Source organism: Pseudomonas granadensis (assembly GCF_900105485.1).
Taxonomy (GTDB): domain Bacteria; phylum Pseudomonadota; class Gammaproteobacteria; order Pseudomonadales; family Pseudomonadaceae; genus Aquipseudomonas; species Aquipseudomonas granadensis.
Genome location: NZ_LT629778.1, coordinates 2434541 through 2451207, shown reverse-complemented (window position 1 = coordinate 2451207; position 16667 = coordinate 2434541). Strand labels below are relative to the sequence as shown.

The window sequence follows — 16667 nt, the reverse complement described above, 5'->3', positions numbered from 1 at the left end:
TCATCTGCTGGAAACAGGCCCGTTTCCGTAGGACCTGAACGAAACGCCATGCTCGGCGGTGACTGCATTTGCCCTCACCCTGGCCCTCTCCCACAGGAGAGGGAACTGTCAGTCCCCTCTCCCTCCGGAGAGGGTTAGGGTGAGGGCTTTTTTGTCCGTACAATGCGCCATCTGAAAACACCGGCCCACCCATGGACATCGATCTCGCTCGCACCTTTCTGGAAATTGTCCGCCATGGCAGCCTCGCCGCGGCGGCGCAGAAGCTGTTTGTCACGCAGACGGCAATCACCGCGCGGGTGCAGAAGCTGGAAAGCCAGCTCGGCAGCACGCTGTTCGTGCGTAACCGCGCCGGGGCGAAGCTGACGCCCAACGGCGAGGCCTTCGTGGTCTATGCCAATCAACTGGTGCAAACCTGGGAAGCCGCACGCCGCGACCTGCCGCTGCCCGAGGGCTATCACAACGTGCTGCACATCGGCGGCGAAGTCAGCCTGTGCAACCCGTTGATGCTCAGTTGGGCGGCGGAACTGCGCGAGAAGATCCCCGGTCACGCCCTGCGCATGGAAATCCGCGACGGTGAAAACCTGCTGCGCCAGCTCGAACTTGGCGTGCTCGACGCAGCCCTGGTCTATCAACCGGAATACTGGCCGGGCTTGCAGGTCGAGCAAGTGCTGGAAGAAAAACTGATTCTGGTGCGCGCGCCCGATCGTCCGGATCCCTACGTGTACATCGACTGGGGCCCGGACTTCCGCCGCCAGCACGACGCCGCGCTGCCGGAAAAAGCCAAGGCGCCGCTGAGCTTCAATCTCGGCCCGCTGGCCCTTCAATACATCCTCGAACACGGCGGCAGCGGCTATTTCCGGACCCGTGTGGTGCGCACCTATCTGGAAACCGGTGCGCTGGAGGCAGTGACCAAAGCCCCGGAATTCGGCTACCCGACCTACCTCGTCTACTCACGCGACCGTGACTCGGCAACCCTGCAGCAAGCCTTCGACCTGCTGCGCGAAGTGATCCGCACCGATGACGACTGGTCGCAGCGCTGGAATCCGTTGAGCTGACGCCGACGCTTTACACCGGATGATGGCGCAACTGCCATCAAGGTCGAGCCTGCACGAATGGCCGGATCGGCTACTCTGCCGGGTATCACAACGATACCCGCAGGTGAGGCAGTGAGGCAGACCACCGAGATGTTCCGCGAGCGCTACCGTGCGGCCGTTCATCCGCGCTACAACCCGTGGCTGCATGGTGGGTTTGTGCTGGTGTTTGGTGTGCTGGCGATTGCCGGGTTCTGGAGCGGCGTGCAGCAGGTCAGCCCGCTGGAATGGCTGACGGTGCCGGTGACTCTGCTGTTGTTCAACTTCGGTGTGTACATGGTTCATCGTCATCTTGGCCACCACAAAAAGACCTGGGCGAAGATGTTCTATGCGCGCCATGCGGGCGATCACCACAGGTTTTTCACCCCTGGCCACATGAGCTACGACAGCGCGCGCGACTGGCGGGTGATTCTGTTTCCGGCGTGGCTGGTCGTGATCCATACGCTGCTGATCACCCTCCCGCTGTGGTGGTTGCTGGCACAGACCAACGCCAACGTCGCCGGGCTGTTCGGCGGCTGCATGGTGCTCGGCTATTTGATGTATGAGGTTTTTCACGCCTGCGAACATCTGCCGTCACATCATCCACTGGCGCGCCTGCCGTGGATTCGCCAGATGCGCCGCCTGCATGAACTGCATCACCGTCGCGAGCACATGCAAGCAAGCAATTTCAACATCGTTGTGCCGCTGATGGATTACCTGTTCGGCACGCTTTATCGCGAACCTGAAGCCCCCCTTCCGAGCCATTCGAGACTGCCCATGACCCGCATGCAGCACCAGATCGATATTGCTGGCGACCCTGTTGCCGTCCTCGCCTATGCCGCCAGCGTCAGTCGCTGGCCGGAGTGGCATCCCTCGTCACTGAAAATCGACGGCGCACAAGGGCCGCTGCATGCCGGTTCGCGTTTCGAGGAAGACATCAACGCCGGCGGGCGCAGCGGCCATTTGCGCTGGGAAGTCACCGAGTACCTGCCGGGCCGCCGCTGGTGCGCGCGGGCGCAGGGTGATCAGGGCTTGTCGTTGCACCTCACCTATGAATGCAGCGCCGAGGCTGGCGCGACGCGATTCCTGCGTACGCTGGATTATCGTTTCGACGGTTTCGCCCTGCGCATCGCCAATCGCTTGCTGCTCAAGCGGCGTATCGAGCGCGAGTCCGCCGCGTCATTGCTGGCGTTGCGCGACATGGCCACACAGTACCTGGCCTCAGCGAGGACGCACGCGTGAAGCTACGACATGGATTGTTATTGCTGGTTGTCATCGTTATCGGTTTTCTGTTGTTGATGCCGACCCGCGTCGAACCACTGGCCTGGACCCCACCGCCAGCACCGTCGCTGAAAGAAGGCATCTACGCCGACAACCAGAAACTCAAAAGCGCGGTAAAGGTCGGCCCGAGCGATATCGAAGGGCCGGAAGCATTACTGCTGGAAGACGATTACCTCATCACCGGCCTGCATGACGGCCGACTGATCCGCACCAGCCTCGACGGCCAGGAGCGCAAAGTGCTGGCTGACACCGGTGGACGTCCGCTGGGCCTGGCGCGGCATCCCAACGGTTTGCTGGTGATCGCCGATGCGGTCAAAGGGTTGCTGTCGCTCGACGCGCGAGGTCGCTTGATTCCATTGAGCACCGAGGCCAACGGTCTGGTCTTCGGTTTCACAGACGACGTGGCGATCGACAAATCCGGGCATTACGCCTACTTCAGCGACGCTTCCAGCCGCTGGGGCTATGGCCACGACGGCGAGGCGATCATTGAGCACGGCGCTGACGGGCGCTTGCTGCGCTACGACTTTCAGACCGGCAAGACCAGCGTGTTGCTGGACAAATTGCAGTTCGCCAATGGCGTGACTCTCGGCCCGGATGACGCCTATGTGCTGGTCAACGAAACCGGCGCCTACCGCATCAGCCGCTATTGGCTAAGCGGACCGCAAGCCGGCTCCCATGATGTATTCATCGACAACTTGCCGGGGCTACCGGATAACCTCGCGTTCAATGGCAGCAATCGTTTCTGGGTGGCCTTGTATGCGCCGCGCAATGCCTTGCTCGATGGCACCGCCGAGCATCCGTTCGTGCGCAAGATGATCGTTCGGGCGCTGACCGTGCTGCCCAAACCGGTGGAGAAACGCGGCTTTGTGCTGGGGCTGGATCTGCAGGGCAAGGTGATCGCCAATCTGCAGGATGCGAGCAGCGGTAATTATTCGCCGATTACCACGGTGCGCGAGTATGGGGAGTGGTTGTATTTCGGCTCTTTGAAGGCGCGGCATATGGCGCGGATGCCGTTGGGTGCGGCTCTGAAGTGAGCCCTCTGGGTCCATGTTGAACGGACTGGCGCTATCGCTAGCAGGCTAGCTCCCACAGGGGACTGTGTTGATCACACATCCTGCAATCTGCACAAAACCTGTGGGAGACAGCCTGCTGCATCATCGCTAGCAGGCTGGCTTCCACAAGGTTCTTTGTCGGCCACAGAATCTGTTGGCAACACATTCCACTGTGGGAGCCAGCCTGCTGGCGATAGCGGTTGTCAGTTGCTGGATCTGTCGAACTTCTCGGGATCTTCATCCTCGGGCAATTCTTCCACGGGTTGCTCGGGACGCGCGGTGTTATGCGTCGGGCTGTTCGGTTCGGGACGGGTTGGAATCGGGTCGAATCCGCCCTGCTCCTCACTGGGAAATTTGGGGTCGTTCATAAGGCACCTCGCCAAGAGTCGGGTTTGGAGGACTCTGAATATTCGAGGTGCCATTACCGAGGGTCGTTCCGGTCAGTCAGTGACCGCCGGTCGGCGACTTATTGGCCCGCCAGCGGTTGCCCGGCCAATTGGGCGACGATCTGTTCCTTGACGATCACACGCTTCTCTTTGAGCTTTTTCAGCTCGTCGTCAGTGGGGGCGTCGGACTGGGCGTTCTCGGCCTCGACGACCGCTTTATCGACATCGAAATACTTGTTGAGCAGCGAATCCAGCTTCGGATCCTCGGAGCGTTTTTGCTCGATCTCTTCCTTCTTGCAACCCAGGTCCTGATACAGATCATGTGAAACCGGCATGAAACACCTCCATCAATTGATCGACAACCAACGCGACCGATGCGCTGGTTCGTTATCAGCATGGCCTCACCCGCAGGCGTCTGTCGACACCCTGTCAGACCAGCGGTTGCCGTTCGTCGCCCTGTCGTAAATGCGATAAAACCTTTGGCGGGTGTGTTCGCTCCATTGGTTAACGCTCACAAAAACCTGCGTGGAGATACCCAATGGACGGATTCAACCTGCGTCATCTCGCTCTGGCTGTTGCACTGTCTGCCGGCATGGGCAGCGCCTTTGCCGCGACTGACAATGACTTTGTCGATAACGCCGCCGCCGGTGGCATCGCCGAAATCGAAACCAGTCGCCTGGCCCTGGAAAAAAGTCAGTCCGCAGACATCAAAGCCTTCGCCAACCAGATGATCACTGATCACAGCAAGGCCAACGATGAGCTGGCGGCGATTGCCAAAGCCAACGACATCGAGGTTCCTGACACCACGACCCTGACCAAACAGGCCAAGGCCAAGATTCTCGACATGCGCGACGAATCCTTCGATGCGGCCTATGCCAACAATCAGGTCATGGCGCACCAGGAAACCATCGAGCTGTTCAAGAAACAGGCGAACACCGTGACCGATGACAAGGCCAAGGGTGCGACTGAACTGAAGGCCTTCGCGCAAAAAATGCTCCCTGCGCTGGAGAAGCATCTGACCCATGCCAAAGAGCTGCAAGCCAAGTATCCGAGCAAATAAACGCCCGGGCGATAAAAAGCCGCGTCCATGGATGCGGCTTTTTTTTGGGTGCGGCAATCAACCCCCGTCGGTGTCGATGTCGGCATCCGTGCTCTCGCCCGGCGCAGGTCTGTCCGGATCGGGCTTGAAGCCGGGGCTGAAGTCGTTGCTGTTATCGTTGTGATGCTGCTTCTGATCGACCTCGGCAGCAGCGCTGTCCGCCTGTCCTTCTTCAGCCGGCGCGGGGGTATTTTGCCCTGGTGTTTGCGGGTCGATGGCCGGGTCGTTGCGATTGATCGATTCCGCGGACTGATTTTGCGTTTGCGGCGCTTGCTCGTTCATATCCACCTCATTCATAGTCCTGCCTCCTTCTTCCAGCACGACTGGAAAACGTCGGGCATGCAGATTCGAAGCCTGACGCCGTAGATTCGTTCAAAACATCGTTGCCTGCTGCCACGCCGACTAGAGTTACCGGGGCGTTCGACGCGGCAGGCAGAAAAATTCACCGCTGGATGAACAACTATTTCAAGCGGCAAATGTCAGTCAATTCGCGCCGGCCATTTCGCCACGCCGGCCCCTTACGTAACGGAGCGACACGCACATGGCAGCCCTGCAGAACAGCACAGTCGAAGCAATCAAGAACAACCAGACTCAACTGTTGAACGAATGGACCAAACGCCTCGAAGCCAGCGGCGCGACGCGCAATCTCAAAGAACATGACATCGCACAGCAAACCCGCGACTTGCTGGGCCTGCTGCTGGCCGGCCTGGAAAATGGCAACGGCAGCAAGATCGCCGCCGCCGGCTGGGAAGACACCCGTCAGTTCCTTGAAAGGCTCTCGCAAAGCCGCGCCCTGCTCGGCCAGGATTCCCAGCAAACCGCCAACTTCATCTTCGCGTTGAAGGGCCCGCTGTTCGCCCTGCTGCAAAATCATTATCAGGATCAGCCGGCGCTGCTGGCCGAGCAATTGCTGGAAATTTCCGAACTGATGGACACGGTCGGCATGCACACCATCGGCACCTTCCAGAAATCCCGCGAAGCAGTGATCAAGCGTCAGCAGGAAGAGCTGCTGGAACTGTCGACCCCGGTGGTCAAGTTGTGGGACGGCGTTCTCGCCCTGCCGATGATCGGCACCCTCGACTCGCAGCGCACCCAAGTGGTGATGGAATCGCTGCTGCAACGCATCGTCGACACCGGTTCGGAAATCGCCATCATCGACATCACCGGCGTGCCGACTGTGGACACCCTTGTCGCCCAGCACTTGCTGAAAACCGTCACCGCGATTCGCCTGATGGGTGCCGACTGCATCATCAGTGGCGTGCGCCCGCAGATCGCACAAACCATCGTGCACCTGGGCCTGGACCTGCAAGGCGTGGTGACGAAAGCCAATCTGGCCGATGCATTGAAGCTGGCCCTGACACGCCTGGGCATCACCCTCGGCAAAGCGTTCTGACCGATGGAACGTATTCCGATTCTTCAAATGGGCGATCTGCTGCTGGTGACCATTCAGGTCGACATGCATGACCAGCTCGCCCTGACCCTGCAGGACGATCTGTCCGAACGCATCAGTCGTACCTCGGCGCGCGGCGTGTTGATCGACATTTCCGCGCTGGACATGGTCGACTCGTTCATCGGGCGCATGATCGGCACGATTTCCGGTCTGTCGAAAATCATGGACGCCGAAACCGTGCTGGTCGGCATGCAACCGGCCGTGGCGATCACCCTCGTTGAGCTGGGCATGACCTTGCCCGGCGTCAGCACCGCGCTGAACGTCGAACGTGGAATGAAACTGCTGCAGGATCGAGTACGCCTGCAATGACCGTGCGCAGCAGTGGTACCCAACCCATTCTCATTGAACAGGACGTGGTGCTGGCCCGCCAGACCACGCGCAAACTTGCCACCGAATGCGGCATGCGCCTGATCGACCTGACCAAACTGGTGACCGCCGTCAGCGAGCTGGCGCGCAACACCATGGTCTATGGCGGTGGCGGCGACATGGACTGGCAGATCCTCGAGGAAAACGGCCGGGTCGGCTTGCGTCTGACGTTTCGCGATGAAGGCCCGGGCATCCCCGACATCAAACTGGCGATGACCGACGGCTGGACCTCCGGCAGTGGCCTGGGCCTTGGCCTGACCGGTGCCAAGCGGCTGGTCAATGAGTTCGAACTCGACACTGAGCCCGGCAAAGGCACGCGCATAACGATCACCCGATGGACATGAATATTGCCGGGTCATTGACCCAGGTTTTGCCGATCGAGGACAGCAGCCAGATCGGCCACGCGCGGCGCACCGCGCAGAAACTCGCCGAGCAGCATGGTTTCGATGAAAACGATGCCGGCCGTGTCGCATTGGTTGCGACGGAACTGACCAGCAATGTGCTCAAGCATGCCCAACGCGGTGAGTTTCACCTGCGGGTACTGGCGCGGCCGGGCAACGGCTTTGGCATTGAAATGCAGACGGTAGATCGGGCTCAGGGTTTTGATCTCGACGCGTGTCTGGCCGATGGCTTTTCCACCGGCGGCACGCAAGGCATTGGCCTGGGGGCGGTATCTCGGCAGACCGACGCGTTCGATGTCTACGCTGACCACCGTGGCGCCGTGCTGTTGGCGCGGATCTTCCCACGCGGTGATCGTCAGGCGGATATCCGTTTTGGCGTCAGCCAGCATTCGCTGCATGCCGATCCTGCGTGCGGCGATGTCTGGCACCTGGCGTATGAAGCCTCGCGGATCAGTGCGCTGGTGATTGACGGCCTGGGTCATGGCGAAGACGCCGAACGTGCAGCGTTGGCCGGGGCCCGGGCGTTTGCCCGAGAGCCGTTTGCCGATCCGGTGAGGTTGATGGAAGATCTGCATCAGGACATGCTCGGCACCCGTGGCGGCGCTGTGGCGTTCGCCCAGTTCGACAGTCAGCGCAATGGCCTGACGTTCGCCGGTGTCGGTAATATCGGCGCCAGCCTGCTCGACCCGGAAAAATCGCGCGGCCTGGCCTCGCACCCCGGCATCGTCGGTGCTCAGTACCGAAAAGCCAAACCTTTTGACTATGCTCACGTGAACGGACATTTATTGATCATGTACAGCGACGGCTTACAGTCCCGTTGGAACCTGAAAGACTACCCCGGCCTGGTGCATCGCCATCCCGCCGTGATAGCCAGCGTGTTGCACCGCGACTTTTGTCGTGGCCGCGACGACGTTACGGTGCTGGTCGTCGCGCTGGAGGCCAGTCATGGCTGAATCGACCGATTTGAGCCACGCCGAACAGCTCGCGCTGATCGAGCAGTTGCAGCGCGAAACCACGGCGCTGCGCGAAGAACTCGATGAAACCAATCAGGGTGTGCTGGCGCTGTACGCCGAACTCGACACCCAGGCCGAAGAGCTGCGGCAGGCTTCGGATCTGAAAAGCCGTTTCCTGTCGTACATGAGCCACGAGTTCCGCACGCCGCTGGGTTCGATTCTGAGCATCAACAGCTTGCTGGCCGACGAACTCGACGGGCCCCTCAGCCCGGAACAGCACAAGCAGGTGGCCTTCGTCAGCACCGCTGCCCGCGAACTGAGCGACATGGTCGATGACCTGCTTGATCTGGCGAAGATCGAGGCTGGACGCATCACCATTTCTCCCGCCTGGTTCGACATGTTCGACCTGTTCTCGGCCCTGCGCGGGATGTTCCGGCCGATCGTCGATGCCTCGGCGGTCGACCTGATTTTCGAAGAACCGCGTGGCCTGCCGCGCCTGTACACAGACGACAAGAAGCTCGGGCAGATTCTGCGCAACTTCATCTCCAACTCGCTGAAGTTCACCACTCGCGGCGAAGTGCGGGTGTCGGCGCGCATGGAAGGCGAAGACCGTGTGCGCTTCGCCGTCAGCGATACCGGCATCGGCATCGCGGCGGAGCTGCATGACACCCTGTTCGAAGATTTCTCTCAAGTCGATTCGCCGTTGCAGAAACGCCTGCGCGGCACCGGTCTGGGCCTGTCACTGTGCAAGCGATTTGCCGCGTTGCTGGGCGGCGAAGTCGGCGTAGAAAGTACGCCGGGCGTCGGCTCGACGTTCTTTGTCATCATCCCGCTGGCGATCGCTCTGGAGAACGTCGATGAATCGTGACATCCGCCTGCTGATCGTCGATGACAACGCTGCTACCCGTTATGCCTTGCGCCGGCGCCTCGAGCGCCACGGTTACACGGTGCTGGAAGCCGGCACCGGCAGCGACGGGCTGGCCCTGATCGAGAGCGAAGCGCTCGATGCGTTGATCCTCGACGTTAACCTGCCGGACATGAGCGGTTTCGATATCGTTCGCCTGCTGCGTGCCGACCCGCGTACGGCGCTGCTGCCAGTGATCCACGTGTCGGCGGCATCGATCCAGACCGGCGACATCATCACCGGTCTCGACGCGGGCGCCGATGCCTATCTGATTCACCCGGTCGACCCCGACGTGCTGCTCGCCACGCTGCGCACCTTGCTGCGGGTACGCGACACGGAAAACGCCTTGCGCGAAAGCGAAGCGCGCTTTCGCGAAATCTTCGCCAACGTCTCGGCGCCGATTGCGGTGCTCGATGCCAGCCTTGAAGTGCATGAGTGCAACCATGCGTTCGCCCAACTGATCGTCGACAACCGTAACCCGCTGGCCCTGCAGGAATGCTTCGCCGAGGATCAATCGGCGATTCTTGACGAATTGCGTATGCGCCTGGTGGACGGCGAGCGCTGGAAAGGCACGCTGAACATGCGCGTGCAGGGTGAGATTTGCGAAACGCAGTGGCAGATCTCGCCCTATCGCAGGCCAGAACTGAGCCTGGTGTTCGTCGAGGATGTCACCGAACACCGCCACCGTGAGCGCTCGCACCTGGCGCAACTGGACGACACCACCACGCAACTGGCCAAGGAAGTCGCCGAGCGCGTGCGCGCCGAAGCACAATTGCTGCAAGTGCAGAAAATGGATGCGCTGGGCAAGCTCACCGGCGGCATTGCTCACGATTTCAACAACCTGCTGACCGGGATCATCACCAGCCTTGAACTGATTCAGAAGCGCATCGCCGATGAGCGTCTGGACAAAGTGCAGTTCTATACCGAAGCGGCATTGAACTCGGCGATGAGCGCAGCATCGCTGACCCATCGCCTGCTCGCATTTGCCCGCCAGCAACCACTCGACACAAGGCCGGTGGACATCAACGAGCACGTTCGCTCGCTGGAGGAACTGCTGGTGCGCACCATCGGCGAGCGCATCACCCTCAAGCTGGAACTGACCAATAAACCGGCGATTGCCCTGGTCGACCCGGTGCAGCTGGAAAGCGCAGTGCTGAACCTGGTGATCAACGCCCGCGATGCCCTGCCCTCGGGCGGCAATATCTGGGTGAATACGTACGCCGCCTATTCCCATGGCGATCCGAATCTGGCCGATGGCGCGTACGTGGCCCTGTCGGTGCGTGACGATGGCACTGGCATCGAACACAACGTGATCGACAAAGTGTTCGAACCGTTCTTCACCACCAAACCGCTGGGTCAGGGCACCGGGCTGGGCCTGTCGACGATTTACGGTTTCGCCCGCCAGTCTGGCGGTGACGCGCACATTCGCAGCGTTGCCCGGCGTGGCACTGAAGTGACCATCATGCTCCCCGGCACCAACGACCCGACCGGGGCCGACACACCGGCGCCCTTGCCCGACGCCACAGGCAGCGGCGAGCACGTGCTGATCGTCGAAGACATGGCCACGGTGCGGTTGTTCGTCACCGAAGTGCTGGAAGATGCCGGTTATCGTTGCACTCAGGCGGTCGATGTCGAATCGGCGCTGGAGCGTTTGCAGAATGATCCGTCAATTCAATTGCTACTGACCGACGTCGGCCTGCCGCGCATGAGCGGGCGGGAACTGGCCGATGTCGCCCGCGGCTGGCGCGAAGGCTTACCGATCCTGTTCATGACCGGCTACGCCGAAACCGCGCTCAACCGCCAGGTGTTCCTTGGCACGGGCATGGACATGCTGGTCAAACCGTTCCAGATCAACGAACTGCTCGACAAGGTTCGCCGCACGCTGGATGGGGGCCTGAGCTGATGCCATCGCTGGCAAGCCAGCTCCCACACAGATACCGGACAGGCCGCAATCCTGTGCAGGAGTGAGCCTGCTCGCGATCGCGGCTGATCAGTCAAATCATTTGTACCTGACACACCGCTATCGCGAGCAGGCTCACTCCTACAGGGGATACGTCGTCTGCGCGGTGGCGCAGGGAACTGCCAGCAATGGCGCCAGTTACCCGATCAGGGCACGTGCGAGAAACGCCGCCGTTTTGCTTTTCTTGCTGACGGCAACTTTTTGCGGTGTGCCGGCGGCGACGATTCTGCCGCCCTGATCCCCGGCGCCCGGGCCGATGTCGATCACCCAGTCACTCTGCGCGACCACGCGCATTTCATGCTCGACGACGATCACCGTGTGCCCTGCCGTCACCAGCGTATCCAGTTGCTCCAGCAGCCTGTCGACATCGCGCGGGTGCAATCCGGTGGTCGGTTCGTCGAGCACATACAAGGTCGCGCCGCGCTGGTTGCGCTGCAATTCGGTGGCGAGTTTGATGCGCTGCGCTTCACCGCCGGACAATTCGGTGGCCGGCTGGCCGAGGCGCAGGTAACCGAGGCCGATATCGCGCAGCACTTCCAGCGAGCGGCGAATTGCCGGTTGCTCGGCAAACACCGTGACTGCCTCATCGACGGTCAATTGCAACACCTGAGCGATGCTCAAGCCTTGCCAGACAATCGCCAGGGTCTGCGGGTTATAGCGCGCGCCATGACAGGTCGGGCACGGCGCGTAAACGCTGGGCATGAACAGCAACTCGACACTGACAAACCCCTCACCTTCGCAAGTGGCGCAGCGGCCCTTGGCGACGTTGAAAGAAAACTGCCCGGCGTCGTAACCCTCGGTGCGCGCCGCATCGGTGGCGGCAAACAATTTGCGTACGTTATCGAACAGCCCGGTATAGGTCGCCAGATTGGAGCGTGGCGTGCGACCAATCGGCCTCTGATCGACTTGCACCAGACGCTTGATCGATTCCAGCCCCGCTGTGACCTGGCCGCCGCTGATCTGCGGTGCATCGTCTTCGAGGCTGAGTTCTTCCGGCTCGGCCTCCACCGTCGGCCGCCCCAGTTGCGCACCGACCAGTTCGAGCAAGGCCTGACTGACCAGACTCGACTTGCCGGAGCCGGAAACGCCGGTCACCGAGGTAAAACAGCCCAACGGAAATTCGGCACTGAGATTGTTCAGATTGTTGCGGGTGATGCCCTCAAGTTTCAGCCACGCCGAGGGTTTGCGTGCGGCGCGTGGTGGACGCTGCGCTTCGCCGAACAGATAGGGCCGGGTCTGCGACAACTCGACCTCGGCCAGACCGGCCGGCGGGCCGCTGTACAACACCTGACCGCCCTTCTCGCCCGCAGCCGGGCCGACGTCGATCAGCCAGTCGGCGCGGCGCATGGTTTCAACATCATGCTCGACCACGAACAGCGTGTTGCCATCCGCCTTCAGACGCTGCAAGGCCTCGAACAGCGCCTCGCCATCGGCCGGATGCAGGCCGGCGGAGGGCTCGTCGAGCACGTAAATCACCCCGAACAGCTGCGAGCCCAATTGCGTCGCCAGGCGCAAGCGCTGCAACTCTCCGGAAGACAGCGTCGGCGTGCTGCGCTCCAGCGCCAGATAACCAAGGCCCAGATCGGTCAGGGTGCTGACTCGCTCCAGCAAATCCTCGGCGATGCGCTGCGCGGCAATGCGCTTCTCCAGCGACAGGTTCGGCGTGTGCCGCACATCCGGCGCGCTGGCATGACCGCTGGCGCCGTGGGCCACGCGCTGCTGGCGGGCCTCGCGGGTTTGCGCATGACTGAGGGTGTCACTGCTTTCTTCAGCCTGCTCGAGATAATCCGCCGCCGCGACCGGGCGCAACACCTCTGCCAGTTGCAGCAACGGCATCTGCGACAACGCACCGATGTCATGCCCGGCAAACGTCACCGACAACGCCTCACGCTTCAGGCGTTTGCCTTCACACAACGGGCACGGGCTGCCGAGCATGAACTGCGAAACGCGCTTTTTCATCAGCGCACTTTGCGAGTGGGTAAAGGTGTGCAGGATGTAGCGACGGGCGCCGGTAAACGTGCCTTGGTAACTCGGTTCCATCTTGCGTTTGAGGGCGACGCGGGTTTCTTTCGGGGTCAGCCCGGCGTACACCGGAACCGTCGGGGTTTCTTCGGTGAACAGAATCCAGTCGCGCTGCTTTTTCGGCAGTTTTTTCCATGGAATGTCGACATCGATACCCATGGTTACGAGGATGTCGCGCAGGTTCTGTCCCTGCCACGCCAGAGGCCAGGACGCCACGGCGCGCTGGCGGATGGTCAGGTTCGGATCCGGCACCATCAGCGCCTCGGTGACTTCATAAACCCGCCCCAACCCATGACACTCCGGGCAGGCGCCCTGCGGGGTATTCGGCGAAAAATCCTCGGCGTACAACATCGGTTGCCCCGGCGGATAACTGCCGGCGCGCGAATAGAGCATGCGGATCAGGCTCGACAACGTGGTCACGCTGCCTACCGAAGAACGCGTACTCGGCGTGCCGCGCTGTTGCTGCAAAGCGACGGCGGGCGGCAGGCCTTCGATGGAGTCGACATCCGGCACGCCGACCTGATCGATCAGACGCCGAGCATAAGGCGCCACCGATTCGAAATAGCGCCGCTGCGCCTCAGCGTACAGCGTCGAAAACGCCAGCGATGATTTGCCCGAACCGGACACCCCGGTGAACACCACCAAGGCGTCGCGCGGAATGTCGACATCGACGTTTTTCAGGTTGTGTTCGCGGGCGCCGCGAACGCGGACCATGCCGGCGGGCGCTTTGGAGCTGCGTTTGGAAGTCATCGGCCTGCCTTGGTGAGGGGGTGTTCAGCGCTCAACTGCTGAGTACCGAGCGAATCGTCTGCAGCAGGGCTTGCGGACTGTAGGGTTTGCCGAGCAGATGGGTGTCGGGGCTGAGCTGGTGATTGCGCGAAATGATGTCGCGGGTATGTCCGGAGGTGAACAGCACCGCCACCGGCGGCGTCTGCACCTTGGCCCAAGCGAACAAATCCGAGCTCTTGATCAATCCCGGCATGACCACATCAGTGAAAATCAGATCGACTTCAGTGCCTTCAAGCAGTGTCTGCATCGCCACATCGCCATTGCCGGCCGTGACCACGCGATAACCTTCCTCGCGCAACAACTCGACCACCGAGGTGCGCACGGCATCGTTGTCCTCGACCACCAGAATCGTCTCGTTGCCGCCGCTCTGCTGGCGTTGCAGGTTCGGCGATTCGTCGAGGATCGGGCGCAGACTGCGCGGGAAATACAACTGCACCCGCGTGCCCTCGCCGATCCGGCTGTCGATCTCGACATGGCCGCCGCTCTGTTTGACGAAACCGAAGACCATGCTCAGGCCAAGCCCGGTGCCCTGACCATCGGCCTTGGTGGTGAAAAACGGCTCGAACACTTGCTCGAGAATGTCCGGCGGGATACCCGCGCCGCTGTCGCTGACCGCGACCCGCACGAAGTCGCCGGGACTGATGCCTTTACCGGCACAGAACGCGCTATCGAGCTGGACGTTGGAGGCACTGAGGCCGATCACGCCCTCGCCTTGCATGGCATCGCGGGCGTTGATCGCCAGGTTGAGAATGGCGTTTTCCAACTGGTTGCGGTCGACGTAGACATGCCACGGTGCTGGCGGCAATTGCACGTCGATCTGAATGGTTTCGCCGAGGGCGCGCTGGAGCAATTCGCCGACGCCCTCGAAGATCTGCTGCGGGTTGCATACCGCCGGCGACAACGGCTGGCGCCGGGCAAACGCCAGCAGTTGCGAAGACAGCTTGGCGCCGCGCTCGACCGCTGCCAGCGAAGCACCGACGCGGCGCTGCACATTGGCATTGTTCGGTTCATGCCGCGCGAGCAGATGCAGGTTGCCAGCGATCACTTGCAGCAGATTGTTGAAATCGTGAGCGACGCCGCCAGTCAATCCGCCGATCGATTCGAGCTTCTGCGACTGGCGCAACTGCTCTTCAGCCGCGAGGCGCGCCTCGACCTCTTCGGCCACACGCTGTTCCAGATTGCGCGTGAACTTGAGCAGGGATTCTTCGGCGTTCTTGCGTTCATGAATGTCGATCAGCACACCCGGAAAGCGCAGCGGCGCGCCGTCTTCGTCGAATTCGCAAGCACCGCTGGCCAGCACCCACAGGTAACTGCCATCGCTGCGCAACACCCGGTATTCGGCGTTATACGGCTCACCGGTCTGCACCGAATGAGCAACACGCTCCTGCACCCAGGCGAGGTCATCGGGATGAATGCGTGAGTCGGCAATGTCCTGGGCCAGATTGCTCAGGTCCTGGTCCGGTGGATAGGAGAAGGTCCGGGTGAAGCGTTCATCGGCCGACAGCCGGTTGTTTTTGATGTCCCAGACAAACGAGCCGAGCAATGCCCCGGCATTCAGCGCCAGCCGCACTCGCTCGTTATCGGCGCGGTAGGCGTTCTCCGCTTCCTGACGCAGGCGTTCGGAGATCACCAGCTCGGTGGTTTCCACCACCATTGCCATCACGCCTGCGGGCGCGCCTTCATCATTGGCCACCGGGCTGTAATAGAGATCGAGCCAGACGTCTTCCGGGACGCGGTCGCGCAACAGCACCAAAAGTTTATTGCGATAGGACAGCGTGCCGCCCGCCAGGCAGGTATCGACCACGTTGCGATTGAATTCGGCGACTTCCGGCCAGCCCAGTTCGACTGGCGCGCCAAGCAGGTAAGGATGGCGTCCCCCGGCAAACTGCGAATAGGCGTCGTTGTAGACCATGTAACCGGCGCGCCCCCAAAGCATCACCATTGGCAATGGCGAGGCCAGCATCAGTTGTACGGCGCTGCACAGGCTCGCCGGCCAGCTACGCAACGGGCCCAGCTCGGTGTGGCTCCAGTCGAACGCCCGAATACGCTCGGCCATTTCGCCTTTCCAGCCGTCACAACCGTAGCTCTCGGATAAAAACTGCATCGATTGACTCGGAGTCCTGTGGTGAGTGCCCGATCTGTCGCGACGCCGGAACGACGCGACGCTCGTGTGTTTCGAGCATCTTCGGTCGCATTGGTTTCATCAGAGATTAGCCGATTTGTGGGCGTGCAGCCGACTAGACGCCGATCAAGTGCTTGAGCGGGTGGTAGCCGGTTTTCATTTTCGCGGCGACGTCGAGAATGGCCTTCTCGATCCCGTTCAGATGGGTGCAGGTCAGTTCGATGGCAGCGCTCTGGTTGCCGGCCTCGATGTGCTCGATCAGACGCAAATGTTCGTCGTCGCGGCAGACTTCATGGCTGTCGTCATCCAACGCAGCAGCGTATAGCGAGGCGCGGGAAATCAGTTTCTGGAACCAATCGAGCAGCACCGGGTTGTTCAGGCTGCGCGCCAGTTTGAGATGGAATTCACCGAGCAGGTAAATCAGCCGTTCGTGATCGCCCGCCGCGTGGGCTTCGTCTTCGAGCAGCAGGTGCGCGCGCAGGTCCTGCATCGCCGCCGGGTCTTTACGCCGGCACAGTTCGGTGACGATGCCGATCTCGATCAGACGGCGGGTTTCGAACAGCGAGCGCAGCTCTTCGTTGCTCGGCAACGACACCGATGCGCCCTTGTTGGGCTCCGTGGTGACCAGCCCTTCGGCTTCCAGTTGCTTGAGCGCCGCGCGCACCGAGGTGCGGCTGACATTGAACAGCTCGGCCAGCGAGGCCTCGCCCAGTTTCATCCCCGGACGCAGCGAACGCTTGCTGATCGCCTGGTAAACCCCTTGGTAGACGCGGTCGACCGTGGTCTCCGGTTTCTTGTCGGTCATACGAACA

16 protein-coding genes are annotated in these 16667 nt (G+C 61.4%); 10 read left to right on the top strand and 6 right to left on the bottom strand.

The annotated features are described in order from the left end of the window. Positions 1–191 precede the first annotated feature (191 nt). From BLU52_RS11000 to BLU52_RS10990, 3 genes are all read left to right on the top strand, one after another. Positions 192–1055: a LysR family transcriptional regulator gene (locus tag BLU52_RS11000; RefSeq protein ID WP_090283206.1), complete on the top strand. Its 864-nt coding sequence runs from the start codon at positions 192–194 to the stop codon at positions 1053–1055. A 111-nt stretch (positions 1056–1166) separates the two neighbouring features. Next, positions 1167–2312: an SRPBCC family protein gene (locus BLU52_RS10995; RefSeq protein ID WP_090283205.1), complete on the top strand. Its 1146-nt coding sequence runs from the start codon at positions 1167–1169 to the stop codon at positions 2310–2312. A gap of 56 nt (positions 2313–2368) precedes the next feature. Beyond that, complete coding sequence (locus BLU52_RS10990; RefSeq protein ID WP_408003558.1) at positions 2369–3385, top strand: SMP-30/gluconolactonase/LRE family protein; 1017 nt, start codon at positions 2369–2371, stop codon at positions 3383–3385. A 221-nt stretch (positions 3386–3606) separates the two neighbouring features. On the opposite strand, the gene BLU52_RS26795 is transcribed toward BLU52_RS10990, so the two are convergent. Then, positions 3607–3771: a hypothetical protein gene (locus BLU52_RS26795; RefSeq protein ID WP_167359893.1), complete on the bottom strand. Its 165-nt coding sequence runs from the start codon at positions 3769–3771 to the stop codon at positions 3607–3609. Between the two features lie 98 nt (positions 3772–3869). Then, on the bottom strand, positions 3870–4124 hold the full coding sequence (locus BLU52_RS10980; protein ID WP_090283202.1) for a DUF465 domain-containing protein: 255 nt from the start codon (positions 4122–4124) through the stop codon (positions 3870–3872). Positions 4125–4327: 203 nt separating this feature from the next. On the opposite strand from BLU52_RS10980, the gene BLU52_RS10975 reads away from it, so the two are divergent. Further along, the gene (locus BLU52_RS10975) at positions 4328–4849 is read left to right on the top strand and encodes a DUF4142 domain-containing protein (protein WP_090283201.1); all 522 of its coding nucleotides are present in this window, start codon (positions 4328–4330) and stop codon (positions 4847–4849) included. A 57-nt stretch (positions 4850–4906) separates the two neighbouring features. Here BLU52_RS10975 and BLU52_RS10970 read toward each other — a convergent pair whose 3' ends face one another. After that, positions 4907–5170, bottom strand: coding sequence for a hypothetical protein (locus BLU52_RS10970; RefSeq protein ID WP_090288508.1), 264 nt, complete (start codon positions 5168–5170; stop codon positions 4907–4909). A 259-nt stretch (positions 5171–5429) separates the two neighbouring features. Here BLU52_RS10970 and BLU52_RS10965 point away from each other — a divergent pair, with 259 nt between their 5' ends. The 6 genes from BLU52_RS10965 to BLU52_RS10940 are packed head-to-tail and all read left to right on the top strand — an operon-like array spanning position 5430 to position 10865. After that, the gene (locus BLU52_RS10965) at positions 5430–6281 is read left to right on the top strand and encodes an STAS domain-containing protein (RefSeq protein WP_090283200.1); all 852 of its coding nucleotides are present in this window, start codon (positions 5430–5432) and stop codon (positions 6279–6281) included. Between the two features lie 3 nt (positions 6282–6284). Beyond that, positions 6285–6647, top strand: a complete 363-nt coding sequence (locus BLU52_RS10960; RefSeq protein WP_090283199.1) for an STAS domain-containing protein — start codon at positions 6285–6287, stop codon at positions 6645–6647. Further along, entirely contained in the window at positions 6644–7048 is a 405-nt protein-coding gene (locus BLU52_RS10955) for an anti-sigma regulatory factor (protein WP_090283198.1), read from the top strand. Before BLU52_RS10960 ends, BLU52_RS10955 begins: the two co-directional genes overlap by 4 nt. Continuing rightward, positions 7045–8058: an ATP-binding protein gene (locus BLU52_RS10950; RefSeq protein ID WP_090288506.1), complete on the top strand. Its 1014-nt coding sequence runs from the start codon at positions 7045–7047 to the stop codon at positions 8056–8058. Before BLU52_RS10955 ends, BLU52_RS10950 begins: the two co-directional genes overlap by 4 nt. After that, entirely contained in the window at positions 8051–8926 is an 876-nt protein-coding gene (locus tag BLU52_RS10945) for a sensor histidine kinase (protein ID WP_090283197.1), read from the top strand. Before BLU52_RS10950 ends, BLU52_RS10945 begins: the two co-directional genes overlap by 8 nt. Further along, a complete protein-coding gene (locus BLU52_RS10940) occupies positions 8916–10865 on the top strand; it encodes a response regulator (protein ID WP_090283196.1) in 1950 nt (649 codons plus the stop codon). The genes BLU52_RS10945 and BLU52_RS10940 overlap by 11 nt, the downstream gene beginning before the upstream one ends. 195 nt (positions 10866–11060) lie before the next feature. Here the strand turns inward: BLU52_RS10940 and BLU52_RS10935 are convergent, their stop codons facing one another. The 3 genes from BLU52_RS10935 to BLU52_RS10925 all read right to left on the bottom strand — a co-directional run bounded on the left by BLU52_RS10935 (position 11061) and on the right by BLU52_RS10925 (position 16660). Further along, positions 11061–13694 (bottom strand): excinuclease ABC subunit UvrA, encoded by a 2634-nt coding sequence (locus tag BLU52_RS10935; protein WP_090283195.1) that lies wholly within the window; start codon positions 13692–13694, stop codon positions 11061–11063. Positions 13695–13725: 31 nt separating this feature from the next. Next, positions 13726–15837: a hybrid sensor histidine kinase/response regulator gene (locus BLU52_RS10930; protein ID WP_090283194.1), complete on the bottom strand. Its 2112-nt coding sequence runs from the start codon at positions 15835–15837 to the stop codon at positions 13726–13728. Between the two features lie 133 nt (positions 15838–15970). After that, positions 15971–16660 (bottom strand): GntR family transcriptional regulator, encoded by a 690-nt coding sequence (locus BLU52_RS10925; protein WP_090283193.1) that lies wholly within the window; start codon positions 16658–16660, stop codon positions 15971–15973. Positions 16661–16667: the final 7 nt, after the last annotated feature.

What these genes read in the sequence shown, in the direction of transcription:
- BLU52_RS11000 (WP_090283206.1), top strand. Translation starts at nt 192, where the DNA reads ATGGACATCGATCTCGCTCGCACCTTTCTGGAAATTGTCCGCCATGGC.
- BLU52_RS10990 (WP_408003558.1), top strand. Translation starts at nt 2,369, where the DNA reads ATGCCGACCCGCGTCGAACCACTGGCCTGGACCCCACCGCCAGCACCG.
- BLU52_RS26795 (WP_167359893.1), bottom strand. Translation starts at nt 3,771, where the DNA reads ATGAACGACCCCAAATTTCCCAGTGAGGAGCAGGGCGGATTCGACCCG.
- BLU52_RS10980 (WP_090283202.1), bottom strand. Translation starts at nt 4,124, where the DNA reads ATGCCGGTTTCACATGATCTGTATCAGGACCTGGGTTGCAAGAAGGAA.
- BLU52_RS10975 (WP_090283201.1), top strand. Translation starts at nt 4,328, where the DNA reads ATGGACGGATTCAACCTGCGTCATCTCGCTCTGGCTGTTGCACTGTCT.
- BLU52_RS10970 (WP_090288508.1), bottom strand. Translation starts at nt 5,170, where the DNA reads ATGAACGAGCAAGCGCCGCAAACGCAAAATCAGTCCGCGGAATCGATC.
- BLU52_RS10965 (WP_090283200.1), top strand. Translation starts at nt 5,430, where the DNA reads ATGGCAGCCCTGCAGAACAGCACAGTCGAAGCAATCAAGAACAACCAG.
- BLU52_RS10960 (WP_090283199.1), top strand. Translation starts at nt 6,285, where the DNA reads ATGGAACGTATTCCGATTCTTCAAATGGGCGATCTGCTGCTGGTGACC.
- BLU52_RS10955 (WP_090283198.1), top strand. Translation starts at nt 6,644, where the DNA reads ATGACCGTGCGCAGCAGTGGTACCCAACCCATTCTCATTGAACAGGAC.
- BLU52_RS10950 (WP_090288506.1), top strand. Translation starts at nt 7,045, where the DNA reads ATGAATATTGCCGGGTCATTGACCCAGGTTTTGCCGATCGAGGACAGC.
- BLU52_RS10945 (WP_090283197.1), top strand. Translation starts at nt 8,051, where the DNA reads ATGGCTGAATCGACCGATTTGAGCCACGCCGAACAGCTCGCGCTGATC.
- BLU52_RS10940 (WP_090283196.1), top strand. Translation starts at nt 8,916, where the DNA reads ATGAATCGTGACATCCGCCTGCTGATCGTCGATGACAACGCTGCTACC.
- BLU52_RS10935 (WP_090283195.1), bottom strand. Translation starts at nt 13,694, where the DNA reads ATGACTTCCAAACGCAGCTCCAAAGCGCCCGCCGGCATGGTCCGCGTT.
- BLU52_RS10930 (WP_090283194.1), bottom strand. Translation starts at nt 15,837, where the DNA reads ATGCAGTTTTTATCCGAGAGCTACGGTTGTGACGGCTGGAAAGGCGAA.
- BLU52_RS10925 (WP_090283193.1), bottom strand. Translation starts at nt 16,660, where the DNA reads ATGACCGACAAGAAACCGGAGACCACGGTCGACCGCGTCTACCAAGGG.